Source organism: Shimia sp. R10_1, assembly GCF_017744095.1.
In the GTDB taxonomy this organism is placed as follows: Bacteria; Pseudomonadota; Alphaproteobacteria; order Rhodobacterales; family Rhodobacteraceae; genus Shimia.
This window is the reverse complement of sequence record NZ_JAGHQX010000008.1, coordinates 180,218-198,090: the sequence shown is the minus strand read 5'-3', so window position 1 is coordinate 198,090 and position 17,873 is coordinate 180,218. Positions and strand designations below refer to the sequence as shown.

General features: G+C 57.9%; 19 protein-coding genes. 4 read left to right on the top strand and 15 right to left on the bottom strand.

Annotated elements, in window-relative coordinates:
* Positions 1-469 precede the first annotated feature (469 nt).
* The 5 genes from J7413_RS15870 to J7413_RS15850 all read right to left on the bottom strand — a co-directional run bounded on the left by J7413_RS15870 (position 470) and on the right by J7413_RS15850 (position 4,759).
* A complete protein-coding gene (locus J7413_RS15870; RefSeq protein WP_209099947.1) occupies positions 470-1,285 on the bottom strand; it encodes a cyclase family protein in 816 nt (271 codons plus the stop codon).
* A 174-nt stretch (positions 1,286-1,459) separates the two neighbouring features.
* Positions 1,460-2,776 (bottom strand): hypothetical protein, encoded by a 1,317-nt coding sequence (locus tag J7413_RS15865; RefSeq protein ID WP_209099945.1) that lies wholly within the window; start codon positions 2,774-2,776, stop codon positions 1,460-1,462.
* 248 nt (positions 2,777-3,024) lie between these two features.
* Entirely contained in the window at positions 3,025-3,405 is a 381-nt protein-coding gene (gene rplL / locus J7413_RS15860) for a 50S ribosomal protein L7/L12 (protein WP_209065891.1), read from the bottom strand.
* 71 nt (positions 3,406-3,476) lie between these two features.
* Complete coding sequence (gene rplJ, locus J7413_RS15855) at positions 3,477-3,995, bottom strand: 50S ribosomal protein L10 (protein WP_209099943.1); 519 nt, start codon at positions 3,993-3,995, stop codon at positions 3,477-3,479.
* Positions 3,996-4,309: 314 nt separating this feature from the next.
* Positions 4,310-4,759, bottom strand: a complete 450-nt coding sequence (locus J7413_RS15850; RefSeq protein WP_209099941.1) for a hypothetical protein — start codon at positions 4,757-4,759, stop codon at positions 4,310-4,312.
* A gap of 107 nt (positions 4,760-4,866) precedes the next feature.
* Between J7413_RS15850 and J7413_RS15845 the strand changes: the two genes are divergently transcribed.
* Positions 4,867-5,736 (top strand): aldose 1-epimerase family protein, encoded by an 870-nt coding sequence (locus J7413_RS15845; RefSeq protein WP_209099939.1) that lies wholly within the window; start codon positions 4,867-4,869, stop codon positions 5,734-5,736.
* A gap of 35 nt (positions 5,737-5,771) precedes the next feature.
* Here the strand turns inward: J7413_RS15845 and J7413_RS15840 are convergent, their stop codons facing one another.
* Positions 5,772-6,005 (bottom strand): hypothetical protein, encoded by a 234-nt coding sequence (locus tag J7413_RS15840; RefSeq protein WP_209099937.1) that lies wholly within the window; start codon positions 6,003-6,005, stop codon positions 5,772-5,774.
* A gap of 164 nt (positions 6,006-6,169) precedes the next feature.
* Between J7413_RS15840 and J7413_RS15835 the strand changes: the two genes are divergently transcribed.
* On the top strand, positions 6,170-6,808 hold the full coding sequence (locus J7413_RS15835) for a hypothetical protein (protein WP_209099935.1): 639 nt from the start codon (positions 6,170-6,172) through the stop codon (positions 6,806-6,808).
* Positions 6,809-6,822: 14 nt separating this feature from the next.
* On the opposite strand, the gene J7413_RS15830 is transcribed toward J7413_RS15835, so the two are convergent.
* The 5 genes from J7413_RS15830 to rplK form a co-directional block, all read right to left on the bottom strand.
* Entirely contained in the window at positions 6,823-7,947 is a 1,125-nt protein-coding gene (locus J7413_RS15830; protein ID WP_209099934.1) for a tetratricopeptide repeat protein, read from the bottom strand.
* A gap of 206 nt (positions 7,948-8,153) precedes the next feature.
* Entirely contained in the window at positions 8,154-9,365 is a 1,212-nt protein-coding gene (locus tag J7413_RS15825) for a glycosyltransferase (protein ID WP_209099933.1), read from the bottom strand.
* A 77-nt stretch (positions 9,366-9,442) separates the two neighbouring features.
* Positions 9,443-10,792 (bottom strand): adenylyltransferase/cytidyltransferase family protein, encoded by a 1,350-nt coding sequence (locus tag J7413_RS20755; RefSeq protein WP_209099932.1) that lies wholly within the window; start codon positions 10,790-10,792, stop codon positions 9,443-9,445.
* Positions 10,793-10,992: 200 nt separating this feature from the next.
* Positions 10,993-11,691, bottom strand: a complete 699-nt coding sequence (rplA, locus tag J7413_RS15815) for a 50S ribosomal protein L1 (protein ID WP_209099931.1) — start codon at positions 11,689-11,691, stop codon at positions 10,993-10,995.
* Positions 11,691-12,116, bottom strand: coding sequence for a 50S ribosomal protein L11 (gene rplK, locus J7413_RS15810; RefSeq protein ID WP_058239823.1), 426 nt, complete (start codon positions 12,114-12,116; stop codon positions 11,691-11,693). Before rplK ends, rplA begins: the two co-directional genes overlap by 1 nt.
* A gap of 294 nt (positions 12,117-12,410) precedes the next feature.
* On the opposite strand from rplK, the gene rpiB reads away from it, so the two are divergent.
* On the top strand, positions 12,411-12,851 hold the full coding sequence (rpiB, locus tag J7413_RS15805) for a ribose 5-phosphate isomerase B (RefSeq protein WP_209099930.1): 441 nt from the start codon (positions 12,411-12,413) through the stop codon (positions 12,849-12,851).
* An 81-nt stretch (positions 12,852-12,932) separates the two neighbouring features.
* Here rpiB and nusG read toward each other — a convergent pair whose 3' ends face one another.
* The 4 genes from nusG to J7413_RS15785 form a co-directional block, all read right to left on the bottom strand.
* Positions 12,933-13,466 carry a transcription termination/antitermination protein NusG gene (gene nusG, locus J7413_RS15800; protein ID WP_209099929.1) on the bottom strand — a complete coding sequence of 178 codons (534 nt, stop codon included), beginning with the start codon at positions 13,464-13,466 and terminating at the stop codon, positions 12,933-12,935.
* A 215-nt stretch (positions 13,467-13,681) separates the two neighbouring features.
* Positions 13,682-13,879: a preprotein translocase subunit SecE gene (gene secE / locus J7413_RS15795; protein ID WP_209065879.1), complete on the bottom strand. Its 198-nt coding sequence runs from the start codon at positions 13,877-13,879 to the stop codon at positions 13,682-13,684.
* A gap of 97 nt (positions 13,880-13,976) precedes the next feature.
* Positions 13,977-14,708 (bottom strand): hypothetical protein, encoded by a 732-nt coding sequence (locus tag J7413_RS15790; RefSeq protein WP_209099927.1) that lies wholly within the window; start codon positions 14,706-14,708, stop codon positions 13,977-13,979.
* A gap of 170 nt (positions 14,709-14,878) precedes the next feature.
* Positions 14,879-15,373: a hypothetical protein gene (locus J7413_RS15785; protein WP_209099925.1), complete on the bottom strand. Its 495-nt coding sequence runs from the start codon at positions 15,371-15,373 to the stop codon at positions 14,879-14,881.
* Between the two features lie 266 nt (positions 15,374-15,639).
* Between J7413_RS15785 and J7413_RS15780 the strand changes: the two genes are divergently transcribed.
* Positions 15,640-17,823, top strand: coding sequence for a thiamine pyrophosphate-dependent enzyme (locus J7413_RS15780; protein ID WP_209099923.1), 2,184 nt, complete (start codon positions 15,640-15,642; stop codon positions 17,821-17,823).
* The last annotated feature ends 50 nt before the right edge of the window (positions 17,824-17,873 follow it).

Genomic DNA, 17,873 nt, shown 5'->3' with positions numbered 1-17,873 from the left:
AATGCCGTCGGGTCCCCGGCACCACGCCCATACGAGACGGTCAAAGTCTGGACAATTCCCGGCCCCCGTCCCAAAGGGAGCCTCCCGTTCCAAACCCTGCCTTGGAAAACTTCTCGTGTGCGCCGCTCTCGCACCCCAAGAGGCTTACCAAGCCGGGGTCTTCAATCTATTTTAAGGTCCGTATCGTAAGTTTCGTCAGTCGTCTTCTGATCTTGGGGTTTGCCGCCCCGTTGCCCCTGCCTTGGCTGTTTCGCCGTTTGTTCGCGCCACTCGGGACAGATCATGTCCGCAAAGGGCAAAAGCGGCCCCGAATCGCTCGAAACCGCAAGAGACTACCGAATATTGAATCGCGCATGCCTTGGCAACCCCTGAGGGCTTGACATTTGCCAAATCACCGATGCGCCTTCGGCAGCGCCCCCTGGCTGTAGGGGCGCTGAAAAGCTCAAAACGCCCGCGAATGCCACAGCTCTTACACCATCGCAATGATCCGCGCAGGCCCACCTGTGCCTCCTGCAAACTTTGGCGCACCGATAAACACTGTGGCCCCGGACGCTGGCAGCTTGTCAAGATTTGCGACATTCTCGATGCCAAAACGGTTCGAGGGCAGCCAGGCATAATGCGTCGCAAAATCCGCAGAATTTCCCGGATCAAGCGACAGCGTATCCACCGCAATACTTGCCGCGCCCGTTTCTTCCATCAACATTTGCGCTGCCTCAACATGAAACCCCGGATAGTGCTGCGCCTGCCCGTCAAACCCACGGAACCGCTCCGTCGCCACATGCGCTCCCCAGCCAGAATGCATGGCCACACAGGCCCCGTCTGGAATTTCTCCATTGCCGGCAATCCAGGCCTTCAGATCATCCGGCGTCACCGTTGTGTCAGCATCCTCAGCTGCGCGCGCGGCAATATCCACAACGCATATCGGCGCAATTAGATTTTCCACCGGGATCTCGTCAACCGAATGGCCATCCGCAGAGAAATGTAGAGGCGCATCAATATGCGTGCCTGTGTGCTCTGCGATGGTCAGATTCAACAGGTTGAAGCCATCCTTGGCAAACTCAAACACCGCCTCCGTGCCAAATCCGGGCGCACCGCCATACGTCGGGAAGTCCGGAGATAAACTGTGGGTCAGATCCGTAATACCGCCATGATTATGGGCAATAACTGGTGTTGCAGAAGCCGCTTCAACCGCAGCTACCGCACTGGCTGCTGCCCCAGCACGGAAAAAATCTCGCCGTGAAAGCATTTTGTCTTTGACCGCATTGATCACACACAGATCGCACATGTGCCGCTCCTTCTGAGGTTGCGCCTTTGAATAAACTTATGAAATCCAGCAAAGCCTCAGCGATTTGGGACGCAAAAACAAGGGCAGCACAAAAACGTGTTTCACTTTGCGACGACGGCCAAAAGAAAAGGGCGCCCAAATGGACGCCCTCAAATCAGCCGCATATGCGCAGGATTAACTGTTCGCGGCGATCAAATGCTGCGCAACCAGATCGTGATCCAGCCACAGAACCGGACCATCCGCCTTGCTTGAGGCCGCAAACATCAGCGCGCCGGTTGCGTTCACCACATAGGTGCTCAGCACATCGCTCACCAGTTCCTTGCGGTTCTTGTGCAGCGCCACAATGTCACCAGAGGTGCCAACGGTCATTTCCACCTGCTCCGGGCTGTTCTGCATTGGCCAGGCTTCGAAGTTGTAGAAGGACTGCATCACCGGATTCTGCTGATAGGCACCAACCGTTGCCAGCACCTCCTCAAGCTTCACCTCGTCTTTCAGCAACGCCTGACAGTCATCCCAGACGCCCTGCGCCCAGTCGCCGCCGCCCTCTTTGCGGAACGCCTCCAGCAGCGGCAGCAGTGACAGCTCGATACCGGCAAACACGTCAGAGGAGTTGGTGCGGATTTCCGGGCAGTTGAACACGGTCGCCTTCACGCCCTGCTCCCAAGCCTGCTGCGCAAAGCCTTCCAGCTTCATCTTGGCATAGCCCTGCGTGTAGCTGGTGTAGGTTTGCCACTGATAGGCGCCATCAATCAGCACACGGGTGCCGTGATAGCCATAGGCGGTGTAACGCACCTGTCCGCCGCCTGCTTCGATCTTGCCGCGCAGCGCGGCACTTTGTGCCAACAGATGGCCAAAGCTGTTGGCGGTCACTTCGTCAAAGTTCTGCAAGATCAGCTTACCCAGATCGCTGTCCATCAGCGCTTGAGACGGCATGTGGCGTGCGCCACGGCCTTTGTAGATCCGGTTGGCAATCGCCAGGAAGGCCTTCGCACGCGGAATGCCGCCAGCCATTGTGTGGGCAAAGAACACATTCTTTCCTGCAGGGATGAAGCTTTCAAGCTCTGCCATCACGCGGCCAAGCGCATCGGTGAAACGCGCGGTGCCGATCTCGCGGCAGGTGTCCACGGCAGCCCAGTCAAGCTTGTAGTCCTGCCAGTTGTCCAGCGTCATGTCTGACAGCATGTCGGTTGGGGTGGCCCCACCTTCAGGGGCGTCCATGTCAAACCCCGCCATCAAGGGGATGTTGATGATCTTGCCGCCAAGGTTCTCTTCCGCCTGCGCCAGCTCTTCTGCGGTCAAGGCACGCAGCGCGCCATCGTCTTCACGGCGGCCAACGGTGATGCCCACAACGCTCATGCCAGCCGCTTTTGCCGCATCAATCAGGCCTGTCGCGTAGCCACGACCAAAGAGTTCACCAAACAGGACGAAAACATCGCCCGCGCCAAAAACAGTATTTTCCGGAAGGGCTGTCAGGGGAATGGAGTGTTTCATAGTTTTCTTCTTATCTATGGCCCCCAGGCGTGAATATGAGGGGAATGCCAAAGGGCCAGGTTATCTGCTTGGGCGCAGGCAAAAGCCGCGCTCTCAGTCTTGTGATTGCCCATTGCGCGCCCATTGGCAACCGCTAGATGGCCAAAGCACGATGTTTAACGCTTTATGACTGCAACAGGCAACATGTCGCCCAAACGAAAACAGGCGCCCCAGATGGGACGCCTGCAGCAAATCGGTAGAAAACCGAATTACTTAACTTCGACTTCAGCGCCAGCTGCTTCCAGCTTGCCTTTGATGTCTTCGGCTTCGTCCTTGGACACGCCTTCTTTAACTGCTTTGCCGCCAGCTTCGACCAGCTCTTTGGCTTCTTTCAGGCCCAGGCCTGTGATGCCGCGAACTTCTTTGATGACGTTGATTTTCGATGCGCCTGCGGATTTCAGGATCACGTCGAATTCAGTCTTTTCTTCTTCAGCTGCGCCACCGGCGTCGCCGCCAGCTGCTGCCATTACAACCGCGCCACCGGCGGCTGGTTCGATGCCATACTCGTCTTTGAGGATGGTTTTCAGTTCTTGTGCTTCCAGCAGGGTCAGACCCACGATGCTTTCTGCGAGTGCTTTCAGATCAGCCATTTTAGACTCTTTCCGTTATCAGATATGTGTTCCAACGTTGGGCATTCACCCGACGCGGCTCAAAAAGTTGCTTACGCAGCCTCTGCCTTTTCCTCGATGGTAGACAGGATGGATGCGATGTTCGAAGCAGGTGCGCCAATTGCACCGGCGATGCTGGAAGCAGGTGCGCCGAGCATGCCTGCGATCTGAGCGATAAGCTCTTCGCGGGAAGGCATTTTCGACACGGCTTCAACACCGGCACGGTCCAGAGCGTTCTCGCCCATTGCACCGCCAAGGATTTCGAACTTCTTGTTCGTCTTGGCGAAGTCCTCGGCCACTTTGGCGGCTGCCACAGGGTCCTCGGAATAGGTTAGAACGGTCATACCCGACAGAAGGTCACCCATGCTCTCGCATGGTTTGCCTTCCAGGGCGATCTTGGCGAGCCTGTTCTTGGCGACACGTACTGCACCACCCGCGTCACGCGCACGTGCGCGCAGGTCTTGCATGTCAGCAACCGTGAGACCCGCGTAGTGGGCAACCACTACAACGCCAGAGCTTTCAAAGATCTGGCCGAGTTCCTCGACCACCTTCTCTTTTTGTGCTCTATCCACAGTTTTACTCCAAATATGGGGCTTGCGCCCCGGCTCAGTTTTGCACACCGCAAAGCGGCATGCGTTTAGGTCCAAACAAAGGGTTGGGAACCAAGATCGCCGAAGCGCCCGGAAAGGGCCTTCTTAGAATTCTTGTCTCTTACCCCATCTCAGGAAGGAATTATTCAGGCATATGCCGGAACCCTCCGTCTTGGACAGGCCACCCCAGAAAGAATCGCAGATGCGATCTCCGGGCTGGGCAGGCGCGTCTTACCCTTGCGCGATCTCCAATGCAAGACACCAAAGGGAGATTTCACACCGCCCGACTTACATAATCAATTGCACTCCCGACACCACTTGCTGGAAACCGTCACAGTTGGCAGCGCATGCTGAACATCCAACTTCAACCAGTCCCCTTCAAAAAACGCCTCTATTTCATCTGAGGTCATGCCATAATGTTCAATATCGGCATCTGATACGTTGAAATTCGCCATGGTAAACAAAAGACGCTTCAACGGCAGTTCAGCTGCGCCCTCACGCCACAGCGTCATGCCAACACACATCTCTACGCACACTTGATTGGGGCGATTACAAACCTCAACATCAACGTGATCCGCCCCGCCAGCCCCGAAACAGCCACCGGCGGACACAGCACTTGGGCCTGCCGCCATAAACATTCCTACTGCAAATCCTGCGAATTTTGACATCATTCTAAATCCATTCTTTTGATAACACCCAAAGCCGAACACAAACACTCTATCACCGTCAATCACACTTATTGCCAAGACAGCCGCCCTCTCGCTCGCAATAGCAAAAAACCAATTTCAATCTCCGGTCAGGGCGCTAGTGTCAAAGCAGACGTTCCAGCCATCTTTAGCACCAAAGCACTTTCATGACCTCTGATTGTATTCTGAAGAACCATCACCTGAGCCTCTCTGTCGCCGCCACAGGCGCAGAAATGCAATATCTGCGCACATCCCAAGGGGCGGACCTCCTGTGGCATGGCGACGCCACGTTCTGGACCGGGCGTGCGCCAGTTCTGTTTCCCATCGTCGGACGCGCCCCCGACGATCGTATCGAGATCGGCGCCCACCGCGCAGAGATGGCGCAACATGGGTTTGCCCGCCGACGCCGCTTTGCGCTTGAGGCACACACCCCCACAGACTGTCACCACGTGCTGCGCGCTGATGCCGAAACACGCGCCCTCTACCCGTTCGACTTCGCCCTGCACCTGACACATGCGCTGGACGGCAACACGCTTTCTGTCACGGCACGCGTAGAGAACCAGTCTGAGGCTCCGATGCCTTTTGGGTTTGGCTTTCATCCGGCATTTAACTGGCCCATTCCCGGGCACTCTGAGGATCTCCACCATGTCACCCTTGCCTCCGCCACCAATCCCCAACAGCGCCCTCTGCGCGATGATGGCTTGCTGGAGCCAACGCTGACCCCTGGCCCCTTTCAGGATGGCGTGCTGCCAATCAAGGAGGCGTTGTTCAAGGATGGCGCACTCGTCTTTCCAGATGCGTCAGAGCCGCTGCGCTACGGCACCGAAGATGGGGCCGCGCTGTCCTTCACCTTTCACAACCTGCCTGACATCGCGCTTTGGAAACCGATCGGCGCGCCGTTCCTCTGTGTAGAGCCTTGGCATGGCACAGCGGCGCTTGCCGGTGCCGGTGCTCAGATCGCAGATCGCCCCAACAGCCTGCTCTTGCCGCCCCGCGAGGTGGCAGAGTTCGGCTACAGCGTCACCGTATCCGTCTGAGCTGTAAGCGAGGTTGCGAGCAATGTTGACGCCGCTCAATGCAGGCTCAACAACACCTCAACATCGCGTTTGTTCAGAGGTTTCATCAGCGCGTGCTCATCGGCGTTGAGCTTCGCCTCTCCCGCCACGTGCCGCAGGATCAGGGCGGCGACTTCGCTGGTCGGCTGATAGTAGAGATCCGGATACAGCCCACTCAGCTCAGACACCAGCCGCTGCAACAGCTTCTTCTGCTTCTCAGAGTCCAAATCTTTGCGCTTCTCTTGGAGCATATCACACCCTCCTGCGATCATGTGTCTGTGTTCTAAATGAGAATACGGCGGCGGCGGATCAATAGATGATCACAGATATCGCAATCGCGCGGTTTTGAATGACCCAGCAGCGCCGCGCCTGCGTACTCTGTGCTACAAACACACATCGATAAGATGAGAGCCCCATGCCAGCACGCAGCCTCCTGAACAGGATCACCTCAGCCCTCACCGCGCCCGCGGCACGACCGGCCACGCAAACGAGCGCGCCTGTTACCATCGCTGCGCTGAAGGATAGCCTGAGGGTGCTCGACAAAGATCCATTTCTTTATGTGGTCGACTGGGATCTGCAGATCATCTCGGTGTTTGATGACTTGAAGTACGACCGCGCCGACGTGGATGCGCTGGCCGGCCCCATGCGCAACCACGTACTGCAGAAACTCAAACCTCTGGGGTTCACCCAAACCTCAGGGCACGTGATCAGCCACACCACTGCGGACATGCAGATGATCATGCCGAAGTTTCGCGCCCTCGGGGAATCGCCGTTCAATGCCACCCATTTCACCAAACGCAGGCCACAGGACTTCTACATCCTGACGCCCACCCAAAGCGCCTGTGTGCTGATTGACAGCTACCCGCCTGAGGAGGCGCAGGAGCGCATCCTTGCGCTGATCAAACAGCAGCCGATCAACATCTACCGGATCCTTGACTATATGGCCCGTGATGACCATCGCGAGGCTTTCAAACCTGTGCTGGGCCATCTGAAGTTTGTGCAACGCGAGGCCGTCCGCTCAGAGCCACTCTGCCGCAGACGCGCGTTGCGTTGAACGCAACACCTGCCTCAATCGCTAAACCAACGCTCAAGGAGTACAAAGGCCTCTTCATCATCTCTGAGACCCGCCCGCCTCAGCTCGACTTCGGCATCTTCATACATGCCCCAGCTATAATACAGCTTACCCAATTCACGCATGCTTGGGGCATAATCTTGATTCACCCCCAAGACGTATAAGCCCGCTGCCTGCTCCTCATCCGCGACAACACCACGCCCGTCTCTGAACATGTTACCAGCACGATAAGTGGCCCAGTCCACATACTCTCCTTTTGCAATAACCTGAGCATACCACTCAAGCGCCAGGCTTTCATCTTGCGGATAACCGCCCTGCCCTGTCTCCAGAATATAGCCGATGTAAGCCCCGCTTTTGTGATAGCCCCGCTGATACGCTTCCAGATAAGCTTCCATAGCCTTGGTTGTATCCTGAGCGACGATCTCACCCTTGCGATAGATACCCCCAATGCGATCATAGGCATCGCCGTCGCCAAGGGCTGCTGCCGCTTCAAAATATGAAAGCGCAAGAGGGCCATTCACCTCTACACCTTTGCCGTTCTGATACGCATCTCCCAAATTATAGTATCCATGCGTAGATCCTCTTTCAGCGGCAATTTCATAAAACTGAATAGCTCTTTTATAATCTTTTGACACGCCGCGCCCTTTTGCAAAGATCTGCCCCAAGGTGCTTGCTGCAAAGCCGCTGCCCAGTTCGGCAGCCCGCTGGCTTACTCGAAACGCTTCACTGTATCGCTCGGCCTTGCTTAAAACCCGCCCATAGGCGGCAAGGGCGTCGGCGTTCGGATGCTCCAGTTCTGCAACGGGCGCGCATGCCACCAAAGCCTGCTGAACCGAAATGTTTTTCCAGACAACCCCAGGTATGCCCTCCACATGGTGTGGGGGCATCGCTTTGTTTAAGCACAAGCGCTCATGTGAGCTCAGGCTCCGCGCTACCTGAACAGGCTCTTCTGCAGACACTTGTTGCTGTGAAGGTTGCACTTCTGTCGCAGCCCCAGCCGAAGCAGGCTGCCCTCCCTGCAAAGCCGCCAGTTTTTCCCGCGCCAGTCCCGAATAAATCGCGCAGTCCCCAAAGATCGAAAGATAGTCCTCAATAACCTGCGGCGAGCCGCTGTCTTTCACATCCCCCCAGATGCTGCGCGCGTCAGAACAATCTGCGGCCGCCAACTCCACGCTGGCCAGCCACAGGGCCGCCACGGTCAAAATGCGCCTCAATGTCCCGCTCCCCCAAAAGTCAGTTCCACCAGCGCTGCCCGCCGGTTGTTTGAATGGTTTCAAATACATCGCCAGAAACCGCATATGTCCAGAAGAAAGCGTAGAGAGCGGGATCACGCCCCACTCAGGGCCTGCTTCAGGATATCGCTGCGATAGCGAAACACACTGTCCTGATCAAAGGACTGTCCGTCCCGCCGGGCGCCGTCTTGCAGGGCCAGCAGCGCCTGCGGCTCATGCGCCAGCGCGCGGACGGTCTCTGTCAGCGCCTGCACCTCGCCCCGCGCCACAAAACGCCCCCCGCCATGGGCCGCCACAAGCTCACGCGGATAGGCGCCGTCATAGCCCACAATCGGCGTGCCCGACATCAGCGCCTCAATCAGGCACCGCGGGCTTTCGGGCGTCTTGTGGCAAAACAGAAAAAGATGCGCCTCTCTTAGAGCGGTCATTACCACCTCTCGATCAGCCGTGAATCCCGGCAACGCCACCACATCTTGCAAACCTGCACGGGTGACAGCACGCCGCATCTCCTCCAGCATCGGGCCATCGCCCAGCCAACGGGCAGAAAACGCCACACCCGCGTCCCGAAGCTGTTGCAAAACGCTGAGCCACTCCAGCGGCCCCTTCATGGCATCAGCGCGCCCGGCATAAACGATCTGCAACGGCCCCTTCTGCATCGCCTGCTGCTTGGCGTGAAAGCTGGCGTCGTCAATCTGGAAACTGCGATCCAGCAGAATGTCATGCACCACATGCGGATTGCGACTGAAGGGCGCGTAGGTGTCAAAAGTCTCGCGCCCATGAAACAGCCCCAGATCCGCGCGCCGGATCACCGCTTTTTCCAGCGCCCACATCGGCCCGGCTGTCAGCCGTTTGCGCAGCCGTGTCTTCAGCGGTCCCTGCGCGGCGGTCAGGCGGGTCACGTCACTTTCCACCCGATCGGTCCACACAGCAAAGGGGCGCTTGGCGCGATGGGCGGTCAGACAGGCCACCGCGCCCCAGTCTCCCCAAAGCCCGCCAATCGCAAATGACAGGATATCTGCCGCCTCAATCCGCGCCGCGATCTGGCGGCGTGTCGCCAGAAAGTGTCGCGCAAAGCGCATGGGCGTATAGGCCGCTGGCAAAGGGTGGAGCGTCACCCGCTCTATGCTGTCAGGCACATAGGCGCGCCAGCCCTCAGGCGGACGCCCCTTAATCACCGGCATCATGGCCGCAACGGTCGCAAAATTATCCGCCCAGAGCCGCAAACCGACCCGCGCCTGATCTTCCAGAAACAACTGCCCATCAGCCTCATACAGCGGCACAGGGGCATAAATCAGCAATCTGAGCATAAGGTCCTAGAGGGTGTCACTTTCAGTGCGTGCCATCATGTCGAAACACCCCTGCAATAGCGACAAAAAATATGGATCTATTCACCAATCGCCACGCGCCTTTGAACGTGGTCCCTGATCTCTGTTGTAGAGATATCCTCGGTGCGCGGCAGATAAATCACATCACAAATGTCCTTGAGCTCGTCAAACTCACCAGCCCAATCATCCCCAATCGCAAAAGCATCGGCCTGACGGTCCAATATGTCCTGACGTTTCTGCGACCAATCATTTTCTGCAAATACCTCAGTCACATAAGAACAGGACTTGAGCACCTCCACGCGCTGCGCATAGGGCAACACCGATTTCTTGCCTTTGATCGCATTGAACTCATCGGTGGAGCAGCCAACAATCACGTTCTCTGCCAATTCTGACAAACGCTGCAACAGCCGCACATGTCCGATATGAAACAGATCAAAGGTCCCATAGGTCACAAGCGATGTGTATTTCTTTTTGCTGACAGGGCTTGGCGCCCCGTCAAGTCCACTCAGAAAGCTGTGGAACTTCTGCTTTGCATGCCCCCAGGGGAAGCTGAAATACGGATCAGGTTTGCGCCAGTTTGCGCCATAGTTGATCGCCAGCATCTTTTCTGCCGACGCAGGCACCGGCAGCCCCGTGACATCGCAGGCTTGCAATGGATAGACTTCGCTCTCGGCCAGCTCGCCAGACGTATGTGGGAACACAAACACACGCCCGTCCGCAATCCAGCAGGGGAACAGATCCACCTGATGCTGGCCATCGGTCTTCAGCTTCAAAATGTCTGCAGGCCCAGCGTCCATTTCGTCGCTCAAAAGCCCCTCGGCCTGAAGGCGGCGACACAAACCATTCCATTCCCGCGCGGCCTCTTCTGCGTTGCCCGCCTTTAGCCTGATCGCAAGGTCAATGTCATCATCATGCCCAATCAGCCGCTTGTCGCGGATCACGCCAAGCAACGTCCCTGAGTTCAGAAACACCTCACCATAATCACGCTGCAACCAGTCGATGATGCGCCCCACCTCAGACCAGACGACGCTATGGTCTACATCCGCAAAAAACTTGGTTTCATAGTCATGACCAAAGATGAAATCACGCCCAACAGCCTCCTTAAGCAGGGCTTCAAAGGCGTTGAATTTCGCGATTTCATTCCGTTCAATGCGCAATTCCCGCAGCCGGCTCATCGTGCGCCGGGCGCGCGCTGCGCGGGCCTCCATGCCGATCCAAAGCAACAGCTTGGCTTCCTGATAGGTGGGCGTTGCCCGCAGATTGGGCGTGGAAATCTCTTCCAGCCTTTTGAGGAGGCGACGCGGGCGAAAATCTGCGCTTTTGTCGGTCAATTGCGCTTTGGCCTGAGCATGAATCTTTTCAATACGCCGGCGTCGCTTCCAACGCGGCAAGTCCACTGCATTTGCCATTCACCGCCTCTTCAAAATCAATACGTGTTATAGGCGCGCAGCTTAGGTCCACGCGCGATTTAATGCAGGGACCGTAACCAAAAGAGAGACCAAGTCAATTTTCTTTACAAAAAATATACATTTACGTCATGAAACATAAAAAGAGAGCCCCTGCGGCAACAGGGGCTCTCAAAATTCAACAGTTCGAACAGAGTTCGAAATCACTCAGCGGAAGCAGCGTCCACAGAGATGGTCACGCCTGGGCCCATTGTGGAGGACAGCGCAACTTTTTTCACGTAGGCACCTTTTGCGCCAGCAGGCTTGGCTTTCAGAACTGCGCCCATGAAGGCTTTCACGTTCTCAACCAGCTTGCCTTCGTCAAAAGACACTTTGCCAACGCCTGCGTGTACAACACCGGCTTTTTCCACTTTGAACTGAACTTCGCCGCCCTTGGCGTTTTTGACAGCGTCAGCAACGTCCATGGTCACGGTGCCAACTTTTGGGTTTGGCATCAGGTTACGTGGGCCAAGCACTTTACCCAGACGGCCAACAACAGGCATCATGTCAGGAGTCGCGATGCAGCGATCAAAGTCGATGGTGCCGCCTTGAACGGTCTCCATCAGATCTTCTGCGCCAACGATGTCCGCGCCAGCTGCCTGAGCTTCTTCGGCTTTTGCGCCGCGTGCGAATACCGCAACACGCACGTCTTTGCCGGTGCCGTTAGGCAGACCAACAACGCCGCGCACCATCTGGTCTGCGTGACGTGGGTCAACACCCAGCTGAACAGCGATTTCAACGGTCTCGTCGAATTTTGCAGAGGCTGCACCTTTGACCAGTGCAACAGCTTCTTCAACGGTCAGGTCGGATTTGCCTGCGAACGCTTCGCGCGCTGCGGCAGTACGTTTACCAAGCTTAGCCATTACTTCACCTCGATGCCCATGGAGCGCGCGGAACCAAGGATGATCTGCATTGCAGCATCGATGTCGTTTGCGTTCAGGTCTTTCATTTTCGCTTCGGCGATTTCTTTCACCTGAGCGGCGGTCACGGAACCTACGGTCTCACGACCTGGCAGGTTTGCACCGGATTTCAGCTTGGCAGCCTTCTTCAGGTAGTAAGACGCAGGTGGCGTCTTGATGTCCATGGTGAAGGACTTGTCCTGATAGTAGGTGATCACGGTTGGGCAAGGCGCACCTGGCTCCATGTCCTGTGTCTTAGCGTTGAACGCTTTACAGAATTCCATGATGTTGATGCCGCGCTGACCCAGCGCCGGACCGACGGGTGGGGAAGGGTTGGCTTGACCTGCAGGAACCTGCAGCTTCATTGTACCAGCAAGCTTCTTAGCCATTTGGTTTTCCTTTCAACATAGGCAGAACGCGATCTGCCCGGTTTGTGTTGCGTGGTCCGATCTGTGCATCGCGATGCCCAAGACCTCCCACGAGAGAATCTCGCCCGAAGACGATAGAGGCGGCGTTTAGACCTGTTTTGGGGTGTTGGCAAGGGGGATCCGTCTTTGCGCACTGTGCCAAACCCTTTTGCGCAACCGGTCTCGCATCTTCCACCCCAAAATTTGACAAAGCCCGCCCCACCTGCTTCAAGCGCGCCGCACTCTATCTCCTCCGCAACCTTCAGAGGCTCCCTCATGACATCCAACAAACGCATCGTGCTTTCCAGCGACCACGCCGCCATTGATCTGCGCCGCGCAGTGGCCGATCACATCTCCGCCCAAGGCTATGAGGTGCTCGACATCGGCCCGACCACCACCGAAAGCACCCACTACCCCAAACACGGGCAAGCCGCCGCCGAACGCGTCGTCGCTGGCGAGGCGGATCTTGGCATCATCCTTTGCGGCACCGGTCAGGGCATCATGATGGCCGCCAATAAGGTCAAAGGCATCCGCTGCGGTGTCTGCTCTGACACGTTTTCCGCCGCGATGATCCGCGCGCACAACAACGCCAACATTCTGTCGCTTGGCGCCCGTGTGGTCGGCGAGGGACTCGCGCTTGAAATCGTGGATGCCTTCCTATCCACCGAATTTGAAGGAGGCCGCCACGCGACCCGCGTGGACATGATCGAAGCCTGATCTTCACAGGCAACCACCAGACAAAGAAAAAGCCCCGCATCGTCTGATGCGGGGCTTTTTTGTCTCTGCAAAGTGCGCAGCTTACATCTGCTTGGTCACCTGCGTGTATTCCAGCTCAACCGGGGTCTCGCGGCCAAAGATCGACACGGTCACCTTCAGGCGCTGGTTCTCTTCGTCCACTTCCTCAACCATACCGTCGAAGTCCTCAAACGGACCTTCGTTGACCTTGACCTTCTCGCCCACCTCAAAGCTGATCATCAGCTTCGGTGCTGCTTCGCCTTCTTCAACGCGGCCCAGGATGCCCTGAACTTCAGCGTCACGCATTGGCATGGGGCGACCTTGCGGACCCAAGAAGCCGGTGACGCGGTTGATGGAGTTGATCAGGTGATAACCCTGATCGCTCATTTCCATGTGAACAAGCACGTAGCCCGGCATAAAGCGGCGCTCGGTGGTCACCTTCTTGCCACGGCGCACTTCGATCACTTCTTCGGTCGGCACCAGCACTTCGTCAATCTGGTCCTCAAGCCCCTGCTCTTCGACCGACGTGCGAATTGTCTCGGCGACCTTCTTTTCGAAGTTCGAAAGCACGCTAACCGAATACCACCGTTTCGCCATCTGTTGTTCTTCCCGTCCTTGCCGGCATCTGGCCGGAGTGTCGTTTATGTTCGCAGTCTCAAATCGGACTGTCAGGAACAAAAAATCGGCGTGCAACTCGAATCGCCACACGCCATGCATCTTATAGACGCAGTCCCTACCGCCCTTGCCCGCTCAATTCAAGGGACAACCGACGGACGCAGGCCGCTGAAAGCCTGCGCAAAGGCCTGTGTGGATTAGCCGAAAAGCGCCAGAATGCCCTGAAGGCCAGAGCGGATCAGAATATCCACCAACGAGAAGAAGGCCGCCGTCAACGCCGCCATGATGAAGACCATTACGGTGGTCAACAGCACCTCGCGACGGGTCGGCCAGACCACTTTGGAAACTTCCGCGCGGACTTGCTGAATAAAAGTGATCGGATTGGTTTTCGCCATGACGCTTCTTCTTTGCCTTGATCAAAGGCTGACATACTTGGGGCTTGCGGCAATTTCAAGGCCCAAGCGCAGGGAATAGAAAAGCAGCCTGAAATGCTCAGCGTCGGATCCGCGCCAGACGGGCCTCAAAGCTGGGATCGATCAGACCGTCCCAGGCATCTGCTTCGGTCACCGGGCGATATAGGATACCATGCCATCGCGCAGGCAAAATCCGCTGTAACAGCCGCCCAAGCGACGGATCCGCCCAGACAAAGCGCTTGAGAAGATACAGCACAATCCGGGCCATGCGATCCTGCCCAATCAAGGCTCCGATCAGCAAAACCGCAGACACCATCATCAAAGCAAGCGCGGGAATAAACCAAGGCTCCCAAACCACGACACCACACAGAAAGCCAACGGCCAGCATTCTCGGCGACATGAGCACCCGCCGCAAGTTTCGCCCAGGCCAGCTCTCCACAACCTCGATCCGACGCCAGCTGCGCCTTGGCGGCAAAGAGCTCTCTTCTGCGGCACATGCGGCACTAGACTGGCCGCGCCCGCGCGCAACCTCCACCTGCCGCTCGCCGTGCCCTTCAGGGCCGTGATCCACTGGCTCAGGCGCTGCGGCATACGGATTGCGCTGCGGCGACACCAAAGGGTCAGACCGGCCAGCGGATTTGGCCGGCAAGCTGAAAGAGAGGGGTTTGGGCTGCGGCACGGGGTCTGATTCTGCCAGAAGCGCCCGAATGGTCAGCAAGGTTGTATCGGTGAATGGCTCTCCAGGGGCCACTATGGCCCGTCCGAACTCACCTGATTGCGCGGAACTTTTTCCCAAAACATCTTGGCTCATCGCTTACACCTACAACCACCACCCAACAGCTGCCCAAATCGGGCGCCTGCGGTTAAGATTCGGCAATCAATGAGGCACCGGCGCGATAAAACTATGGAAAAAATGTGGCGCCCCGCCCCGCAGGTTTCAGGCCGGCGCGAGCGATAAGGGCGCCCCTTCTGCAAATCGCCTTATCGGCTCCACAACCTCTGCACAAAGCGGATCTCCCGCCCCCAGACGCGCGCAATATGCTGCCCCGCAAACTGCACAGCATCCCGTGCCCGTTCCGGCCCCAGCATCACAGACGTCAAAAGCAACATGATCACGCACCAGATCAGCAACCGCATCGCCACCGAAGGTACGATCGCTGCCAAGGTGATGATAACAATCAGAGCAAGCAGTCGCGGACGCGGCCAGCGCGCACGCCAATCCGCCGTTGTATCATCAGCAAAGGCGCGAATGTCCGGTGTCACCAGATCCGGCGCATTGCGCAGCATCGCGCGCTCCACATTGCTCAATTGAACCGGCGGCTTTTCTCGCCGTGACAACGTTTTCATGCGCCGCTTGGCCTCACGCATCAAACGTCGATCTTCTTTACCCTGTGACGGGATGCCCACCCGCAGACCCGTTGCCAGATCCTGCGACGCATCCACATCAAACTCTCCCAAACGAAACCCGTGTCTCATCGGTCTTTACACCTCACACTGCCGCCCCCGTGACTGCGGCGCGCCCAGCAACACCCGGACGTCCCCTCCATGGTTAATGAAGTGTAAATGCGACCATTCCGGGGCCCGGATTGGGGCAAAATCAGGTCCTTTTGAGGCAGGAACCAGACAGGGTGCGACAGGGGCATCACACACCCCTAAGGAGAGTTTTCGTAAATCTACAAACTTCACATTGGCCTTCCTCCTCCGGGGTGCTACGCAGTCTTCAAGATCTGAGGGAGGAGCATATGGATCGAGCAGATATCGTGGATCAGGCGTTCAGAGAACGCGTGGCACAGGGCGCATTTCCAACCGGCGCCACCGCAGACGGTCCCCTTGAGGCCGCACAAGCCAAAGAGATTTTTGCCGCGCAGTGCCTCAGCCGCAATCTGGACCGCCGCTCGCGCAAAATGCAGTCTGAAGGCAATGGCTATTACACCATTGGCTCCTCTGGACATGAGGGCATGGCCGCTGTGGCGGCCGCCCTGCGCCCTGATGACATGGCGTTTCTGCACTATCGCGACGGCGCGTTTCAAACCATGCGTTCAACGCAGGTCGAAGGCGTGGATGCGGCTTGGGACATGCTTCTGAGCTTCTGCACCTCGATGGAGGATCCGATCTCTGGCGGGCGTCACAAGGTGCTGGGCTCCAAGGCGCTCAACATCCCGCCGCAGACCTCCACCATTGCCTCCCACCTGCCCAAAGCCGTGGGAGCCGCCTATTCTATCGGCCTCGCCAAGCGCCGCGCGCCCGAGCATAAACAACTGGCCGATGACAGCATCGTCCTCTGCTCCTTTGGCGACGCCTCCGCCAACCACTCCACCGCGCAGGGGGCGATCAACACCGCCTGCTGGACGGCCTATCAATCTGCCCCCATGCCGCTGTTGTTTGTCTGCGAGGACAATGGCATCGGCATCTCCACCCGCACGCCCGGCGGCTGGATCAACGCCAACTTCGCCCACAAACCCGGCCTGAAATACTTCACCGCCAACGGGCTTGATATCTATGACACGTTCCGCGCCGCCCAGGAGGCCGCTGAGTATGTGCGCAAACACCGCAAACCAGCCTTTCTGCATCTGACGCTTGTGCGCCTTTACGGCCATGCCGGCTCTGACATGCAGCAGGCCTACCTGCCCAAAGCCACCTTTGAGGCTTGGGAAGCGGATGATCCGCTGCTGCATTCCGTGCGCCTGCTGTCTGAGGCCGGTGCGCAGACGCCTGAGGCCTCTCTGGCGGTCTATCAGCAGGCTGAGGACCGCTGCGCCGCGCTGGCGGAAAAAGCAGTGAAGACCCCGCGCCTTTCAAATGCAGCTGAGGTGATGGCATCGCTGGTGCCACCAGCCCGCGAGATTGCCGCCAGCAACGGCCCCACACCGGAGGCCCGCGAAAAGGCCTTTGGCGCGGATCTCAAGCAGATGGACAAACCCCAGCCCATGTCGCGCCTGCTCAACTGGGCCCTCACCGATCTGATGCTGGAGCACGGCGAGATCGTGATGATGGGCGAGGACATCGGCACCAAGGGTGGGGTCTACGGCGTCACCCAAAAGCTCAAAGACCGCTTTGGCGCGGACCGTATGATCGACACGCTGCTGGATGAGCAATCCATCCTCGGCCTCGCCATCGGAATGGCACATAACGGCTTTGTGCCGATGCCGGAAATCCAATTCCTCGCCTATCTGCACAACGCCGAAGACCAGCTGCGCGGCGAGGCGGCAACCCTGTCGTTCTTCTCAAACGGCCAATTCACCAACCCGATGGTGCTGCGCATCGCCGGGCTCGGCTATCAAAAAGGCTTTGGCGGGCACTTCCACAATGACAACTCGCTGGCTGTGCTGCGCGACATCCCCGGCATCATCATCGCCTGCCCCTCGCGCGGCGATGACGCGGCCAAGATGATGCGCGAATGTGTGCGGCTGGCCCATGCGGAAAACCGCGTGGTGGTGATGGTGGAGCCGATCGCGCTCTATCCGATGCGAGACCTGCTCGAGGACAAAGACAGCGGCTGGATGGCCACCTACCCAGCGCCGGATCAATCCATCGCTCTGGGTGAAGTGGGCGTTGAGGGAGACGGCCCGCTGGCCATTCTGACCTATGGCAACGGGCGCTACCTCTCCACACAGGCAGCAGCGGATCTTGCCAAGGAAGGCATCCAGACTCGCGTGATCGACATGCGCTGGCTCGCGCCCCTGCCTGCAGAGGGCATCCTTGCCGCGCTTGAAGGGGCCGAGAAGGTTCTGGTGGTGGATGAATGCCGCTCCACCGGCAGCCAGTCTGAGGCGCTGATGACGCTGCTGCATGAGCAGACCACCCTGCCCCATGCCCGCATCGCCGCCCATGACAGCTTTATCGCAACCGGCCCAGCCTATGCCGCCACCATGCCGTCACGCGAGAGCATCGCAGAGGCCGCCCGCGCGCTCTGGGCCAAATCCTAAGCACCGATCACAGCCAACCAAAGAAAAACCCCCGCAGCGCAAACTGCGGG

What these genes read in the sequence shown, in the direction of transcription:
- J7413_RS15870 (WP_209099947.1), bottom strand. Translation starts at nt 1,285, where the DNA reads ATGTGCGATCTGTGTGTGATCAATGCGGTCAAAGACAAAATGCTTTCA.
- J7413_RS15865 (WP_209099945.1), bottom strand. Translation starts at nt 2,776, where the DNA reads ATGAAACACTCCATTCCCCTGACAGCCCTTCCGGAAAATACTGTTTTT.
- rplL (WP_209065891.1), bottom strand. Translation starts at nt 3,405, where the DNA reads ATGGCTGATCTGAAAGCACTCGCAGAAAGCATCGTGGGTCTGACCCTG.
- J7413_RS15845 (WP_209099939.1), top strand. Translation starts at nt 4,867, where the DNA reads ATGACCTCTGATTGTATTCTGAAGAACCATCACCTGAGCCTCTCTGTC.
- J7413_RS15840 (WP_209099937.1), bottom strand. Translation starts at nt 6,005, where the DNA reads ATGCTCCAAGAGAAGCGCAAAGATTTGGACTCTGAGAAGCAGAAGAAG.
- J7413_RS15835 (WP_209099935.1), top strand. Translation starts at nt 6,170, where the DNA reads ATGCCAGCACGCAGCCTCCTGAACAGGATCACCTCAGCCCTCACCGCG.
- J7413_RS15825 (WP_209099933.1), bottom strand. Translation starts at nt 9,365, where the DNA reads ATGCTCAGATTGCTGATTTATGCCCCTGTGCCGCTGTATGAGGCTGAT.
- J7413_RS20755 (WP_209099932.1), bottom strand. Translation starts at nt 10,792, where the DNA reads ATGGCAAATGCAGTGGACTTGCCGCGTTGGAAGCGACGCCGGCGTATT.
- rplA (WP_209099931.1), bottom strand. Translation starts at nt 11,691, where the DNA reads ATGGCTAAGCTTGGTAAACGTACTGCCGCAGCGCGCGAAGCGTTCGCA.
- rplK (WP_058239823.1), bottom strand. Translation starts at nt 12,116, where the DNA reads ATGGCTAAGAAGCTTGCTGGTACAATGAAGCTGCAGGTTCCTGCAGGT.
- rpiB (WP_209099930.1), top strand. Translation starts at nt 12,411, where the DNA reads ATGACATCCAACAAACGCATCGTGCTTTCCAGCGACCACGCCGCCATT.
- nusG (WP_209099929.1), bottom strand. Translation starts at nt 13,466, where the DNA reads ATGGCGAAACGGTGGTATTCGGTTAGCGTGCTTTCGAACTTCGAAAAG.
- secE (WP_209065879.1), bottom strand. Translation starts at nt 13,879, where the DNA reads ATGGCGAAAACCAATCCGATCACTTTTATTCAGCAAGTCCGCGCGGAA.
- J7413_RS15790 (WP_209099927.1), bottom strand. Translation starts at nt 14,708, where the DNA reads ATGAGCCAAGATGTTTTGGGAAAAAGTTCCGCGCAATCAGGTGAGTTC.
- J7413_RS15785 (WP_209099925.1), bottom strand. Translation starts at nt 15,373, where the DNA reads ATGAGACACGGGTTTCGTTTGGGAGAGTTTGATGTGGATGCGTCGCAG.
- J7413_RS15780 (WP_209099923.1), top strand. Translation starts at nt 15,640, where the DNA reads ATGGATCGAGCAGATATCGTGGATCAGGCGTTCAGAGAACGCGTGGCA.